The 14,746-nt window shown below is 43.9% G+C and carries 14 protein-coding genes; 3 read left to right on the top strand and 11 right to left on the bottom strand.

Features of this window, described 5'->3' with window-relative positions:
• Positions 1-50 precede the first annotated feature (50 nt).
• Positions 51-923 (top strand): Hsp33 family molecular chaperone HslO, encoded by an 873-nt coding sequence (gene hslO, locus M1F63_RS00340; RefSeq protein WP_247940454.1) that lies wholly within the window; start codon positions 51-53, stop codon positions 921-923.
• A complete protein-coding gene (dusB, locus tag M1F63_RS00335; RefSeq protein WP_000183317.1) occupies positions 910-1,890 on the top strand; it encodes a tRNA dihydrouridine synthase DusB in 981 nt (326 codons plus the stop codon). The genes hslO and dusB overlap by 14 nt, the downstream gene beginning before the upstream one ends.
• A gap of 64 nt (positions 1,891-1,954) precedes the next feature.
• On the opposite strand, the gene M1F63_RS00330 is transcribed toward dusB, so the two are convergent.
• Positions 1,955-2,638: a hypothetical protein gene (locus M1F63_RS00330; RefSeq protein ID WP_000730907.1), complete on the bottom strand. Its 684-nt coding sequence runs from the start codon at positions 2,636-2,638 to the stop codon at positions 1,955-1,957.
• Positions 2,639-2,904: 266 nt separating this feature from the next.
• On the opposite strand from M1F63_RS00330, the gene M1F63_RS00325 reads away from it, so the two are divergent.
• On the top strand, positions 2,905-3,135 hold the full coding sequence (locus M1F63_RS00325) for a hypothetical protein (protein WP_070837201.1): 231 nt from the start codon (positions 2,905-2,907) through the stop codon (positions 3,133-3,135).
• A gap of 70 nt (positions 3,136-3,205) precedes the next feature.
• Here M1F63_RS00325 and M1F63_RS00320 read toward each other — a convergent pair whose 3' ends face one another.
• The 10 genes from M1F63_RS00320 to polA form a co-directional block, all read right to left on the bottom strand.
• A complete protein-coding gene (locus M1F63_RS00320; protein ID WP_247940453.1) occupies positions 3,206-3,979 on the bottom strand; it encodes an NUDIX domain-containing protein in 774 nt (257 codons plus the stop codon).
• Position 3,980: 1 nt separating this feature from the next.
• On the bottom strand, positions 3,981-4,760 hold the full coding sequence (pnuC, locus tag M1F63_RS00315; protein WP_000860150.1) for a nicotinamide riboside transporter PnuC: 780 nt from the start codon (positions 4,758-4,760) through the stop codon (positions 3,981-3,983).
• Between the two features lie 9 nt (positions 4,761-4,769).
• A complete protein-coding gene (locus M1F63_RS00310; protein WP_071851763.1) occupies positions 4,770-5,828 on the bottom strand; it encodes an AAA family ATPase in 1,059 nt (352 codons plus the stop codon).
• 146 nt (positions 5,829-5,974) lie between these two features.
• Positions 5,975-8,407 carry an ATP-dependent Clp protease ATP-binding subunit gene (locus M1F63_RS00305; RefSeq protein WP_247940452.1) on the bottom strand — a complete coding sequence of 811 codons (2,433 nt, stop codon included), beginning with the start codon at positions 8,405-8,407 and terminating at the stop codon, positions 5,975-5,977.
• Position 8,408: 1 nt separating this feature from the next.
• The gene (locus tag M1F63_RS00300; protein ID WP_001211263.1) at positions 8,409-8,867 is read right to left on the bottom strand and encodes a CtsR family transcriptional regulator; all 459 of its coding nucleotides are present in this window, start codon (positions 8,865-8,867) and stop codon (positions 8,409-8,411) included.
• A gap of 118 nt (positions 8,868-8,985) precedes the next feature.
• Positions 8,986-9,714, bottom strand: a complete 729-nt coding sequence (locus M1F63_RS00295) for an ABC transporter ATP-binding protein (protein ID WP_084850080.1) — start codon at positions 9,712-9,714, stop codon at positions 8,986-8,988.
• Positions 9,714-10,721, bottom strand: a complete 1,008-nt coding sequence (locus M1F63_RS00290) for an ABC transporter substrate-binding protein (RefSeq protein WP_084850081.1) — start codon at positions 10,719-10,721, stop codon at positions 9,714-9,716. Before M1F63_RS00290 ends, M1F63_RS00295 begins: the two co-directional genes overlap by 1 nt.
• Before the next feature lie 37 nt (positions 10,722-10,758).
• Positions 10,759-11,517, bottom strand: a complete 759-nt coding sequence (locus tag M1F63_RS00285) for an ABC transporter permease (protein WP_247940451.1) — start codon at positions 11,515-11,517, stop codon at positions 10,759-10,761.
• Positions 11,480-11,770, bottom strand: coding sequence for a thiamine-binding protein (locus tag M1F63_RS00280; protein WP_247940450.1), 291 nt, complete (start codon positions 11,768-11,770; stop codon positions 11,480-11,482). The genes M1F63_RS00285 and M1F63_RS00280 overlap by 38 nt, the downstream gene beginning before the upstream one ends.
• A 276-nt stretch (positions 11,771-12,046) precedes the next feature.
• The gene (gene polA / locus M1F63_RS00275) at positions 12,047-14,680 is read right to left on the bottom strand and encodes a DNA polymerase I (RefSeq protein WP_247940449.1); all 2,634 of its coding nucleotides are present in this window, start codon (positions 14,678-14,680) and stop codon (positions 12,047-12,049) included.
• Positions 14,681-14,746: the final 66 nt, after the last annotated feature.

The raw sequence follows: 14,746 nt of genomic DNA, 5'->3' as shown, positions 1-14,746 counted from the left end.
AGCAAACACACGGCTCCCCCTTTGGGCATTTTTATGCTAAAATAGTAGCTATGGATAAAATTATTAAAACTATATCAGAAAGCGGAGCCTTTCGTGCTTTTGTCCTTGATAGCACTGAAACCGTCCGCACTGCTCAAGAAAAACATCAAACCCAAGCCAGTTCAACTGTTGCACTTGGCCGTACCCTTATCGCTAGCCAGATTCTCGCAGCCAATGAAAAAGAAAATACCAAGCTAACGGTTAAAGTTCTTGGAACAAGCTCTCTAGGTGCTATCATCACAGTCGCAGATACCAAGGGAAACGTCAAGGGCTACGTTCAAAATCCAGGTGTTGACATCAAAAAGACTGCAACTGGTGAAGTCCTTGTCGGACCTTTTGTTGGAAACGGTCAATTCCTCGTTATCACAGACTATGGTACTGGAAATCCCTACAACTCCATGACTCCCCTCATCTCTGGGGAAATCGGTGAAGACTTGGCCTACTACCTGACTGAAAGTCAACAAACCCCTTCAGCAGTCGGGCTCAATGTTCTTTTGGATAAAGACGACAAGGTCGAAGTTGCCGGAGGTTTCCTTCTCCAAGTCTTGCCAGGGGCCAAGGAAGAAGAGATTGCTCGCTTTGAAAAACGCATCCAAGAAATGCCAGCTATCTCAACCCTTCTGGAAAGCGATGACCATATCGAAGCCCTCCTCAAGGCTATCTACGGTGACGAATCCTACAAACGTCTATCTGAAGAAGAAATCCGTTTCCAATGTGACTGCAGTAAAGAACGTTTTATGAACGCTCTTGCCAGCCTTCCAAGCTCAGACCTTGAGGAAATGAAAGAGGAAGATCACGGGGCAGAAATCACTTGTCAATTCTGCCAAACAACTTATAACTTTGATGAAAACGACCTGGAGGAACTCATTCGTGACAAATCTTAATACACCCTTTATGATTGGCAATGTTGAGATTCCCAATCGTACTGTTTTAGCACCCATGGCTGGTGTGACAAACTCAGCCTTTCGTACCATCGCAAAAGAGCTCGGAGCTGGACTCGTTGTAATGGAAATGGTCTCTGACAAGGGAATCCAATACAACAACGAAAAAACCCTACATATGCTTCATATCGATGAAGGCGAAAACCCCGTTTCTATCCAACTCTTTGGTAGCGACGAAGACAGCCTCGCACGCGCAGCAGAATTCATCCAAGAAAACACCAAGACTGATATCGTCGATATCAACATGGGTTGCCCAGTTAACAAAATCGTGAAGAATGAAGCTGGCGCTATGTGGCTCAAGGACCCAGACAAGATCTACTCTATCATCAACAAGGTCCAATCTGTCCTTGATATCCCCCTCACTGTCAAAATGCGCACTGGCTGGTCTGATCCATCCCTAGCCGTGGAGAATGCCCTCGCAGCTGAGGCTGCTGGTGTCTCTGCCCTCGCTATGCACGGTCGTACACGTGAGCAAATGTATACTGGTCATGCCGACCTCGAGACCCTTCACAAGGTTGCTCAAGCTTTGACCAAGATTCCATTTATCGCAAATGGTGACATCCGTACGGTCCAAGAAGCCAAACAGCGTATCGAAGAAGTCGGGGCTGACGCTGTCATGATTGGTCGCGCAGCCATGGGAAATCCCTATCTCTTCAATCAAATCAACCACTACTTTGAAACAGGAGAAATTCTCCCTGACTTGACATTTGAAGACAAGATGAAAATCGCCTACGAACATTTGAAACGCTTGATTAACCTCAAAGGAGAAAACGTAGCCGTTCGTGAATTCCGCGGCCTCGCTCCGCACTATCTCCGGGGAACATCTGGTGCTGCCAAACTTCGTGGAGCTATTTCACAAGCTAGCACCCTAGCAGAGATTGAAGCCCTCTTGCAATTAGACAAAGCATAATATACAAAAAACCGTAACTCGCTTGAGTTTACGGTTTTTTTATCCTAGGAAATCCTAGATACTATTATTGAATCAAGGCAACACTCGAAACTTTACCATCCGCACCTGTTGTAATTTGGATGATTTTCCCGCCACCGATTTTGGCATTATACTTGCCATCATCAAGTGTGTAAGAGTAGCCTCTGATAGAATAGTTTTCTTTCTTTCCATCTGCAGTTTCTACTGTAAATTGGCCCCCTGATGAAACCGTAATAGTTTCGCCATTTGCTCCCTTCCAGTTGCCTGCAGCTGCTGAGAAATCACCATCGACCATGGTTAAAACACCCTTGTAGCGTTTGTTGTGTTCTGCTTGCTTGTCTTGAAGTTGGCGGTCAGTTGTTGGATCATAGCCTGACTGGTTAGACTGGGCTTGAGAACCTTGCTGAGTTGAAGGAGCCTGAGAAGGGGCTTGTTGACTAGGAGCTGCTTGTTCTTGTCTTGATTCAGGTGCTGGTTTCGCTTGTGACTGATCTGCCGTTGTAGAAGACTGACCAGAAGATGCCTGAGCCTTTTCAGATGAAGCTGAGCTTGAAGATTTTTGTGTCTTGCTTTCTTTGCTAGAAGAAGCTGCTTTAGAACTTGATGATTGACTTGTCTTGGCAGAGCTGCTGGTTTGAGTGGTTTCGTTTTTATTTCCACAAGCTCCCAGTAGCAAGGTAGAAGCCAATACAGTCGCTGCCATCAATTTGATATAGGTTTTCTTTTTCATTTTTCTACTCCTTTGTAACATTTTTGAAATGTTAAGAAATCTTTTTGTAATATGATTGTAACATCAGGCCTTGAATCTGTCAACTATTTAGAGAAACTATTTTAAAAAATTTCTCTCTACTATTTCTATTCGTAATTGAAACGAAAAAAATAGAAAATTTTTAAAATTAGAGTCCTATTTTTTACATCACCTTTGTGTAATCGCTTGCATTGCATTAGATAAAGGAATATAATAACATTGAAATAGAATATAGGAGGTATGCTCTTATGCTAAATAAGTATTACAAGTATCTTCCTTGGTTGATTTTGGGAGCTATTGGCTCTTATCAATCAGCCACTTACTATGCGCGAACTGCATTTGATGTCTTCTATCTGACTGCAATCTTTATGATTGTCTATATCGCCTTGTTATTTTTACATGAGAACTATCTCAAGTATCGATACAAAGACTTCTTTACTCACATATTGAGTAATCCTAAGAAAGACAGCCACCACTAATACAGTCGCAACAGAAAGCCATCTCATGATGGTAGATAAAGAGGTCGGGAAAAGTTCCCGACCTCACTTTTTATTTCAATCGATAGGTTTTTCTTGGTTTCTTTTTGGGTACTCGTTTGAGTCCGACTTCTTCTACATATTCGCCGTATTTTACGAGAAAGTTATTGCTGACGATTGGGTGACCGGGATTGATGAGATTGACTAGTTCAGTTCCTTCGTAAACGGTGAACTCCTCCTCCAGCAGATAGAGGAAGGTCGGATTCCAGTCAAGACGGCCTTGAATTCGTTTGATGGATTCTTGGATAATGGCATAATGGTCAAAGGCGAAGGCTTGCTCCTCCAGCTCGACTCCATCTAGGTAGCATTTGCCCGTCTGAAAGTCGACATCAACGAAAACGACATCCTTAGCATCGTCTCCAGCCTGAACGAGGTCTAATGCACGACTAGGTAGGTACACTAAGTGGGCAATGGTCACTGTCCACCCCCGTGGATCACGCTCGGGAGTCGATACTGTCATTAATTGCTCGATTTTCTCCAAAGGTAGATCGAGATTGACTTCTTCTCTCACCTCGCGCTGACAGGCATGTGCAGCATCTTCTCCCTTGTCCATAAAGCCTCCAACCAGAGCCAAACAGTTTTGATAAGGGTGGGCCTTGCGACGGATCAGCAGGAGCTTGATCTTTCCTTCGACAAAGCAGTAGGCTACCATATCCACTGTCACACTTGGTTTTTCATATTGAGGGAGTTCCTGCTTGTAGTACCAGTCTAAAAACTCCTCCTGACTGGCATGGATTTCATAATATTCTTTTTCCGTCATCCCGGCTGGAATCTTTATGTCTGCCATCTTATGCCTCCTTTCGAACTGCCTTAGTCCATTGGTACCAACCCACTAGACTGTTGAGTGTGTAAACCCAGTACATCCCTTGAATGTGGATATTTTCACCCCACCAGAGATAAATACTAAAGAGATTGGTTGCAATCCAGAAAATCCATTGCTCACGGTAGAGACGTGTCATCAAGAGCTGACCAACACCATTGGTCGCATCAGTAACACTATCACGGAAAGGGCGAGCGCTATTGATACTTTGGTAAGCCAAGCCCATACCAATCCAGATAATGGCAGTCAAGGCCAAGTACTTGAGCCAGTCAAGAACAGATAATTTCTTAGCTTCAAAGTGGGATTCTTCTGGTTTTCCTTGGTCATTGATACGGTTGGACAGCCAAGCATAGAGACCAATCGGCTGCATGACAAAGAAGTAAACAGTCGTTAAAACTTCTCCGTAAAAAGTCGCATTCATGGCCAAGATCAAATAGATAGCCGAGTTAATGGCTCCAAAGAGATAATTGCTTGCACGCCCTTCTGCTACCAAGATAACACAGACAATCCCAGTCCAAGATGCAAATAAGCTCAGCCAATCATGACTTTCCGTATTTTGCGTAAATTCCAAAATCAAGGGAACACTCGACAAGGCGATGAGATACAACCACTGGAAAAGACTACGGCCGACAAAGAGATCTTTCCAGAGCAAACGCATGGTTCCTGCAAAACCAATCTTGCGAGCTTCGGCATGGACATTTTTAAAGTTTTCGATAAATTGTGTGATTTTTTTAGTTACTGTTTTCATAATTTTCTCCTAATCTGCTTGGTAAATGGCATCGATAGCCACTTTTGCTGCTTCATAATTGCCTAGATAATCCTCCGCTAGATAAACTAGTGGAATGGTGGTTAAGTATCGCTCCCTCATCTGGTCCAAATGCTGGGAAAAACTGTAGCGAATATGGTCTTCCGCCATGGTCATATCTCTAAATCCGTCATTGACATAGGAACCGACAGGTTGCACAAAGAGAATCAAATCCCATTTTTCCTTGGCTAAGATCGAAACAAAGAGATTGTCAAAGGTTTCTCCTGATAAGTCCCCTTGGTCCTCTGTCTCCATGTAATAGTCATAGTAGCCCTTAGTTACCAAGGAGTTGGTATCGGCTATCACTAGGCCTCGATTGGCATTGCTGTCGATTAACTTGGAGGTCTGGTCATACTGCCCTAAAAGGAGATAATAGTAATCCTTTGGAGTCAATTCATCGTCGCGGACATTGTTTTTGATCTGGTACTCACGCGCGTATTCCAGACTAACGGGCGCATCGTAATACCTTGCCAAATCCTTGGCCAGAGTGGTCTTCCCATTGCTAGCACTTCCCATAATCAAGACTTTCTTGGTAAACTGACGACGGAAGGGTTGAGCGATGTATTTCCAATATTTGCTTGGATTTTCTCGAATCATAGTCGCTGAGATACCAAACTTTCTTTCTTGCAAGACAGTGCCAAATCCACGTTTAGCTAGCTCTTGCTGGTAGTCTGCTTCTCCTACAAAAAAAGTCAGTTCTTGCTGGGTTTCATCATAGGAAATCTCCGCTAACATCTGGTCCAACCACTCCTGCCAGCCCATAGGGTAACGGGGAAGGTTGGTCTCATCCAGCTTGCAGACAGAGGTCAATTCGTCATCCCGAAAAGCCTCTCGGATATAGCGAAATCGTTTTTGAAGACTTAAACCTACCTGCTCACCTCGGTCTCCCTCGTAGCCTGAAACGACTACCCAGACCTGGTCACACTGACGCTTCGCTCGCTGGATCAGATCGATATGTCCCTGATGGAGGGGGGCAAAGGTCCCAAACACCACTGCTGTTTTCTTTTTCATAAACGTTTTACCTTTTTATAATTTTTGATATTTTTATTTTCTATGTTTTTATTATATACTATATTTTTGTTTTGTCAATAGTTTTTTATCATTTTTTATAAAAAAGTAGAAAAAAAAGAATCAGGACTGCTCCTGACTCTCCATTTTTAAGCAATATCAAATTTTAGTTGACCAGCTTTGACACCAATCTTGAGGGTCTTGCCTGCTACCAGTTCTCCCTTAAGGAGGAGTTCTGCCAACTTATCTTCCACTTCTGTTTGCAGGGTTCTGCGAAGTGGACGGGCTCCCATTTCTGGATTGTAACCGTGACTAGCTAGCAACTTCAGGGCTGAAGCTTGCAGTTTCAAGTCGATGCCTTTCTCTGCTAGGCTAGCAATCAATGGTTTAACCATAATCTTGACAATTTCCTGCATATGTCCGCTATCCAAGCTATGGAAGACTACCTTTTCATCAATACGGTTGATAAACTCTGGTCGATAAGTTTTTTTCAGCTCTTCAAAGATGCGTTTTTCCATATTTTCCTGGTCAAAACGAATGTCTTTCGCGCCAAAGCCGACCGTCTTGTCATCACGAAGGGCTGTTGCACCAAGGTTTGACGTCATGATGATAATGGTATTTGAAAAATCCACCTTGCGTCCCTTGCTATCTGTCAAGACACCGTCGTCCAGAACCTGCAAGAGGACATTAAAGATATCTGGGTGAGCCTTCTCTACCTCGTCAAAGAGGAGCACAGAGTAAGGTTTGTTGCGAACTTTCTCGGTCAACTCCCCACCTTCCTCGTAGCCCACATAGCCAGGAGGTGCTCCATTGAGACGGCTAGCCGCAAATTTCTCCATATACTCACTCATATCAAAGCGGATAAGGGCTGATTCGTCATCAAAGAGGACTTCTGCCAGAGCCTTGGCCAATTCGGTCTTACCGACTCCTGTCGGCCCTAGGAACATAAAGGAACCAATCGGACGCTTGTGACTGCGAATCCCTGACTGGTTGCGACGAATGGCACGGCTAATACTTGAAACAGCTTGATCTTGGCCAATGACACGTTTGTGTAGTTCAGCCTCCAAATTCAGGTATTTCTTGGCATCCGTTTGAGTCAGTTTTTGGACTGGAATCCCTGACAAGCGACTTAAGGTAGTCAAAATTTCAGATTCTGTTACTAAGTCTTTATAGACAGGGACTTCCTGCTCTTTTGCGATTAACTGGGCAGCTTGTTTCCACTTGCCATCCATCAAGGCCTTGTCAGCTGGACTCAAGTCGGATTCGTCTGCTTTCACTTGCTTGGATTTGTTTTGCACTGTTGCTGCTGCTTCATCTAAAAGGTCGATAGCAGAGTCTGGTAAGTGACGACTAGTCAAGTAACGATGCGCCATCTTGACAGCCGTTTCAACAGCTTCATCTGTGATTTGCACACGGTGGTGTTTCTCATAGGTAGCCTTCAAACCTTGCAAAATAGTCATGCTGTCAGCTAGACTTGGCTCTTCAATCGTCACTTTGGCAAACCGACGAGAAAGGGCAGCATCTTTTTCGATGTGTTTTTGGTATTCTTCTTGAGTGGTTGCACCAACTGTTCTCAGAGTTCCGCGAGCTAAGGCTGGCTTCAAGATATTGGCTGCATCCAGAGTCGAATCAATACCGCTACCAGAACCCATGATGGTGTGAAGTTCATCGATAAAGAGGATTACTTTGCCATCCTCCTCGATATCCTTGATAATGTTGTTCATACGCTCTTCAAAGTCACCACGGAAACGTGTCCCTGCAACGACATTCATCAAATCAAGCTCCAAAACGCGCATCTTAGCCATTTCAGCTGGTACATTCCCACTAGCAATACGCTGAGCAAGTCCAAGTGCTAAAGCTGTTTTCCCGACACCCGCATCTCCAACCAAGACAGGATTGTTCTTGGTCTTCCGACTCAAAATCTGAATCATACGTGAGATTTCCTTGTCTCGACCGATAACTGGCTCTAACTTGCCAGAACGCGCTTGCTCCGTCAGGTCATGCGTGTAGTCCTCTAGACCACCACTTTGAGCTTGAGGCATGCCCATCATATTGGCCATGGAATTTTGCTTGTCAGTTACTGTGCGATGACGTTGACGCAAAGCCTTGAGATCTTCTCTTGTCCATCCTGCACGCTCTTCTAGATTGCGACGAAGAGCAGCAATTCTAACCTGATCTTTCTGGTCTTCATAAGAAAAGCCTGCTCTCTCCAAGATGCGAGTCGCCAAGGCATTGCCATCATGCAAGATTGCATAGAGGACATGCTCTGTCCCTAGTACCTTTGCGTGGACTACTGAGGCCACATACTCTGCTTCTGCAAAGAGGACCTCCAAACGATGGGAAAAGGGCAATTCCGTAAAGGTTTCGTCTTGGCTATAGTCCGTTTCAGTCAGTTCCAACGCAACCTCTTCTAAACGGTCCATTTCATAAGGATAATCGTTTAAAGTCGCACCTGCCACACTGTAACTGTGATTAGACATGGCAATCAATAAATGCCAAGACTCTAGATAACGGGCTCCAAAATGGCTCGCAACCATGTAGGCACTTTCGATACATTCATTCAATGCTTTTGAATAGTTCATCTTACTTCTCTTTTCTATCTACCTCTTGTAATAGCTGTCGGAGCATATTGGCACGGACAACTGAAGATTCTTCCCCTAAGACACGATCCGTTGCTACTGAAGTCAGCAAGGTCATTTCCTGCTTGGTCATCAAGTCCTGCTCCACCAAAAGCTGGAGGATATCCTCATAGATCTCCTGACTAACTCGCTCACCAATCGAATAAAGCAAATCGCGGAGCATCTCATGATGACTGGAAAATTCAATCCGCCCTATGCGAATGTAGCCTCCACCACCACGCTTGCTCTCAACCAAGTAACCTCTACTTTCCGTAAAGCGTGTCTTGATGACGTAGTTAATCTGACTTGGCACAACCTGGAAGGTATCAGCTAACTGGCTCCGTTGCAATTCCACGATACCAGACTGGTCTAAAATCGCCTTGATATAGGCTTCGATATGATCTGATGTATTTTTAAATCTCATAGTAAATCAAACTCCTTCTTTGAACCTTGACTATCTTTGACTATTATACCGAAATTTTTGATTTTTTTAAAGAAAAAGGGCGCTGGTAAAGGATAATCTTCACCAACTCCCTATTTTTCTACTTATCTAGGCCTAATTCTGCTAATATTTGCCGTTTGTAGGCAATCTTTTGGACTTCCTTGTCCTCATCTTCAGACCAATCTAGTTTGACTTCAGAAACGATCTGTCCAGGCCGATTTTTTAGGATATAGATGCGGTCACTGAGATTGAGGGCTTCCTCAATACTATGCGTGATGATGAGGGTCGTCAGCTGTAGCTGTTTGTGAATCTCAAGGTACCAAGCGTGGAGTTCCATCTTGGTCATCTCATCCAAGGCACTAAAGGCCTCGTCTAGAAGAAAGAGCTTGTGCCCGAAAAGGTAGGTCCGAAGCAAGGCTACACGCTGGCGCATCCCTCCGCTGAGTTCGTGAGGATACTTGTCCCGTACAGCAGTCAACTGAAAGGTCGCAAGGATGTCATCCGCTCGGGCAATGGCCTCCGCCCTATCCACCTTTTGAATCAAGAGGGGCAGTATGATATTGCCAAGCACCGTCTTGTGCTCTAAAAGCAAATCCTTTTGCAACATATAACTCACGCGCCCCTTAGGATTTTCCTCGCCGTCAAGGACAATTCGCCCAGACTGGACTTCTAAAATTCCAGCGATTAGGTTAAAGAGGGTGGTCTTTCCTACACCACTTGGACCTAGGATAGAAACCACTTCACCCGAAGCCACCTGCAGGTTGATATCTTCTAAAATCTTTTCATCGCCATAGGCATAGCTGACGTGTTCTAGTCTAATTTCTGTCATTATTTTACAAATTCGTTAGTGAAGCCTTTGTCTGTCAAGTCTTCTTTAAGGATACCATTTTCTTTATCCCATTTGTAGAAGGCATTCCAACGTTCAGCGTCAAATTGTCCCCATTTTTCCTTGTCGCTTGCATATTCTTTTGACAAGTATTTTTGAGATTCGATAACAAAGTCACGTTTTTCCATGAGTTCAGGTGCATTCTTGATGAGGATATCTGCAGCTTCTTCTGGATGTTCCATGGCATATTGGTAGCCTTTTTTGATAGCTTGGATAACTTTGCGAGCTTCTTCTTTGTTTTCTTTGAGATAGTCGTTGTTAGCGATGATAACTGGTGAGTAGTAGTCAAACTCCTTGACATAGTCTTTCAAGTACATGAAGTTAGCATCTACACCTTGCGATTTGGCAAGGATACCATCCCAACCGTAGTAGATCCAAGCAGTGTCAAAGACGCCATTGGCAATTGGTGTGATAGAGTTTGAGTCGTTGTTTGGTACTTTTTCGACCTTCTCAAAGTCTCCGCCTTGTGATTCTACCAAGGTTTTCAACATAGCAAGCTCAGTCGGGTCATTCCAAGTTCCGTATTTCTTCCCAACTAAGTCCTTTGGACTGCTGACATTGTCAGATTTACGTGAGATGATCCCTGATGTATTGTGCTCAACGATAGCTGCAACGGCAGTAATTCCTGCCCCTTTTTCCAATTTTTTAGCCATGTAGTCTTGGAAGTACACTGCAAATGGCGCCTTGCCATTGATCACCAAGTCAGACGAGCTTTCTTCTGGTGGCAATTTCAAATCAACATCCACTCCAGCTTCTTTGAAATAACCTTTTTCCTTGGCAACATATAGCCCTGTGTGGTTAGTATTTGGCGTCCAGTCTAGGATAAAGTCAATCTTCTTGAGTTCTGCTTCTTTATTGTCCTTAGAAGCAGTCCCTTGACCACAAGCCACCAGCACGACAGCTACAAGAGCTGTCACAAGCGTTAAAAACACTTTCCATGTTTTCTTCATTTTCATTTCCTCTTTTCTTTTTTGAAACATTCTTATTCTATGAACGTTTCCATTTAATCACATATTTTTCGCTGATATCGACCAGTTTCATACCCAAAAGGCTGATAATCGACACCAGAATAATAATGGCAAACATGGTATCATACTGAAACAGTTTTTTAGACTGAATCATGTAAACACCTAGTCCTTCAAAACCTCCCAACCACTCAGATACCACTGTTGTGATAAAGGCGTAGGAGACACTGACCCTCAGACCTGCATAAAAGTAAGGCAGGCTAACCGGGATTTTAAAATGCCACAGGATTTGCCAAGGTTTGGCCCGCATCAGACTAAACAAGGTCAGCATATCCTTGTCACAATGCCTAAAACCATCCAAAATACTGACGATGATAGGGAAGGTTGTCGTCAGGATTATCAAGACAATCTTGGGCAAAATTCCATAGCCTAGCCACAAGACCAGGATAGGAGCTATAGCAATGGTCGGAATGGTCTGAACAACCACCATCATAGGGTAGATAAGATCATTTAGCCAAGTCAGACAGTCCATAAGCACAGCCATGAGACAGGCAATCAAGACTCCTAAGACTAGTCCGAGTAATGCCACTCTCAAGGTCGCCCAACTATGGTGCCAGAGAAATTCTCTGTCACGAACAAAGGACTGGAAAATCTCAAGAGGAGTTGGCAGGATAAACTTGGGTAAAAGTTTGAATATTCCTGCTAACTGCCAGACCGACAAGACTCCGAGAAAACCCAATAGACTAATGTGTCGTCTCAGTATACTTTTCAAGTTTCTCATCAATACTTAAAATTTCTCCTACATTTATTTTGACATTGGCAAAGACATTATCTGCCTCCTGCCCTGCCACTTCCAACGCTTCTTTGAGAATACGCATGAGCTCATCAAACTCCCCTTCCAAGACCGTTTCAAAGGGTGTCACTACCATGGTCACGGACTGAGCTTGCAGATAGGTAATAACCTGATCGATAATAGCAATTCGATCAATCCCCTGTGATAGGGGCAAGACCTGCAAGGCAATGCTTGCTTTCATAAAAACCTCCTTTTCTCAGGTTTCCTTTTGACAAAAAGAAAACCCCTTCCATATATGGAAAAGGTGCAGAATTCGGCTAAGTATCGTTCCCTACGCTGGCATTACCCAAATCAGGTGCGGTCGAAGTTTAACACTTCCTCTCAGACTGTACACAGACTCCCATATCTTATATGGAAATATAGTAACGCAAATACAAGGAAAAGTCAAGGAAACTGCTTACAGAAAATCATGAAAAAGAGCTTGAAGGTAAATGTTTCAAACTCTTTCATAACTTTCTTATTTAGCCTCGTACCATGTTGCCCCTTCATTTTCATCTGCGATAAGGGGAACACTGAGCTGGATGGCTTCTTCCATGGTTTGTTTCACTAGAGCTTTGACAGCTGCTAGTTCTGATTTCGGAACTTCAAGGACGATTTCATCATGCACTTGTAACAGCATCTTGGTCTGATAACCGCCCGCTACTAAAGCCTTGTCTAGCTGAATCATAGCAATCTTGAGGATATCTGCTGCTGAACCCTGGATAGGAGAGTTGATGGCAGTCCGCTCTGCAAAACCACGAATGTTGAAGTTACGCGAATTGATATCTGGCAACTCACGACGACGCTTGAAGAGAGTCTCTACATAACCCTTATCACGCGCCTCACGCACCACCTCATCCATGTAGTTTTTAATACCTGGGAAGCGTTCAAAGTAAGTGTCTATGTAGGCTTTTGCTTCCTTACGGCTGATGCCTAGATTATTAGACAAGCCAAAATCTGAAATTCCGTAAACCACTCCGAAGTTAACCGCCTTAGCATTACGACGGTCGTTTGGAGTCACATCCTCAGGGCGTTCAATTCCAAAGACCCGCATGGCCGTCGAGGTATGGATATCAGCCCCCTCTTGGAAGGCCTTAATTAAGTGCTCATCTTTAGAAATATGAGCCAAAACGCGCAATTCAATCTGTGAATAGTCCGAGCTGAGCAGCACACTATCCTCCCACTCAGGCACAAAAGCCTTACGAATCAAGCGACCTTGTTCCAAACGAACAGGAATATTTTGCAAGTTTGGATCCACACTAGACAGACGCCCTGTTTGAGTCAAATCCTGCACATAGCGCGTGTGAATCTTGCCATCATCCAAAATCCAGTCTTGCAAACCAATCACATAGGTAGACTGAATCTTAGCAATCTGACGGTAGTCTAGAATTTTCTTAACAATTGGCGCAATAGGAGCCAGACGCTCTAGCACATCCACGGCTGTCGAGTAACCTGTCTTGGTTTTCTTGGTGTATTCTAGAGGAAGGCCGAGCTTTTCAAAGAGAAGCACGCCCAACTGCTTAGGGGAGTTGATATTAAACTCCTCACCAGCCAGTTCATAAATCTCCTGAGTTAGCTTTTCAATGACAAGCTCATTTTCAGCCTGCATCTCAAGCAGGGTTTCTTTTTTGACCTTGATTCCAGCAATTTCCATCTTGGCAAGGACAAAAGCCAGAGGCTGCTCCATGTCATAGAGGAGATCTAACTGTCCATGTTCACCGAGTTTTTCAAGTAAAACCGGCTCGGTTTCAACCAATACCACAACCTTGCGAGCCAAGTGCTCCAAGAATTTCTCTCTCTCAGGGATAGCTTTCTTGACCCCCTTACCGTAAAAAGTCTCATCATCAGCCAGATAAGTCTGGCCATAGAGATTCGCAATAGTTGAGATTTCATTGTTCTCGACTGTTGAGAGTAAGTATTTTGCCAAACGGCTGTCAAAAGCAGGGGCCTGCAGGTTCAAGCCCAAGCGATTTAAAAGAACCTTCGCTTTCTTAAAGTCATACACTTTCAGAGGTGTTTTTTCTAGAAAATCCTTGAGAATCGGCTCCTGCAAGAGCTCAAGTTTGTCTGTAGCGTAAAGTTTATCTCCGCAGGACCAGGAAAAACCAACCAAATCATCTGTATGGTAGTTCTCACCAAAGAGTTCAAAGTGGAAGATAGAGTCTGCGCTCAGCATGTCTTGACTGACGTGGTCAACGATGGCGAAATCCAAACTTTCAGGCACATCTGTCGATGAAATATTTAAAGCTTGTTTGAGCTGTTTGAAGCCCATCTCATCGTAGAATTTCCCGAGATTTTCCACATCTGGGCCATTATAGACCAAATCATCAAGACCAATCTCAATCGGTGCCTGAGTATCAATGGTCGCTAGTGTTTTAGATAAAAAGGCTTGTTCCTTATCATTGATGAGATTTTCCTTCATCTTAGAAGCCTTCATCCCATCGATATTTTCATAAATACCCTCGAGCGAACCATGCTCCAGCAAGAGCTTGATACCCGTCTTTTCACCGATTTTGGTCACCCCAGGGATATTATCAGACTTATCCCCCATAAGAGCCTTAAGATCAATAAACTGAGCTGGTGTGAGGCCCATTTTTTCCATGAGATAGTCGGGTGTAAAGGCCTCAAACTCAGCCACACCTTTCTTGGAAATCTCGACCACCGTATGCTCATCCGTCAACTGGATCAAATCCTTATCTCCGCTAACAATTGTCACATCGAAGGAATCCTTCTCAGCCAAACGTCCTAGAGTCCCGATGATATCATCGGCTTCATACTGGGCCAACTCATAATGGCGAATCCCAAGGTGGTCTAACAACTCACGAATGAAGGGAAATTGCTCACGAAACTCATCTGGAGTTTTAGCACGGCCACCCTTGTAGTCTGCATACATCTCTGTTCTAAAAGTCGTCTTACCAGCATCAAAAGCTACCAAAACATGGCTGGGTTCAACTCGCTCTAAGACATGATTCAACATGAGTTGAAAGCCATAGATTGCATTGGTATGAAGGCCATTAGCATTTTTAAAACGATCTAACTGCTGATAGAGCGCAAAAAAAGCTCGAAAAGCAACAGAAGATCCATCAATTAATAATAATTTTTTCTTGTCCATACACCCATTATAAAGGAAAGCAAGGAAAAATACCATCGGAAAGAATAGGCAAATGGTAGTGAAGTT

This window comes from Streptococcus oralis (genome assembly GCF_023109155.1).
Lineage (GTDB): Bacteria > Bacillota > Bacilli > Lactobacillales > Streptococcaceae > Streptococcus > Streptococcus oralis_BZ.
Note: the sequence above shows the minus strand (reverse complement) of the source record. Positions and strands in the feature narration are given on the sequence as shown.

Bases quoted from the DNA above. Each gene is read 5' to 3' on its own strand.
- polA (WP_247940449.1), bottom strand. From the start codon at position 14,680: ATGGACAAGAAAAAATTATTATTAATTGATGGATCTTCTGTTGCTTTT.
- M1F63_RS00310 (WP_071851763.1), bottom strand. From the start codon at position 5,828: ATGAAAAAGAAAACAGCAGTGGTGTTTGGGACCTTTGCCCCCCTCCAT.
- M1F63_RS00330 (WP_000730907.1), bottom strand. From the start codon at position 2,638: ATGAAAAAGAAAACCTATATCAAATTGATGGCAGCGACTGTATTGGCT.
- M1F63_RS00295 (WP_084850080.1), bottom strand. From the start codon at position 9,714: ATGACAGAAATTAGACTAGAACACGTCAGCTATGCCTATGGCGATGAA.
- M1F63_RS00300 (WP_001211263.1), bottom strand. From the start codon at position 8,867: ATGAGATTTAAAAATACATCAGATCATATCGAAGCCTATATCAAGGCG.
- M1F63_RS00325 (WP_070837201.1), top strand. From the start codon at position 2,905: ATGCTAAATAAGTATTACAAGTATCTTCCTTGGTTGATTTTGGGAGCT.
- pnuC (WP_000860150.1), bottom strand. From the start codon at position 4,760: ATGAAAACAGTAACTAAAAAAATCACACAATTTATCGAAAACTTTAAA.
- M1F63_RS00320 (WP_247940453.1), bottom strand. From the start codon at position 3,979: ATGGCAGACATAAAGATTCCAGCCGGGATGACGGAAAAAGAATATTAT.
- M1F63_RS00285 (WP_247940451.1), bottom strand. From the start codon at position 11,517: ATGAGAAACTTGAAAAGTATACTGAGACGACACATTAGTCTATTGGGT.
- hslO (WP_247940454.1), top strand. From the start codon at position 51: ATGGATAAAATTATTAAAACTATATCAGAAAGCGGAGCCTTTCGTGCT.
- M1F63_RS00290 (WP_084850081.1), bottom strand. From the start codon at position 10,721: ATGAAGAAAACATGGAAAGTGTTTTTAACGCTTGTGACAGCTCTTGTA.
- M1F63_RS00280 (WP_247940450.1), bottom strand. From the start codon at position 11,770: ATGAAAGCAAGCATTGCCTTGCAGGTCTTGCCCCTATCACAGGGGATT.
- M1F63_RS00305 (WP_247940452.1), bottom strand. From the start codon at position 8,407: ATGAACTATTCAAAAGCATTGAATGAATGTATCGAAAGTGCCTACATG.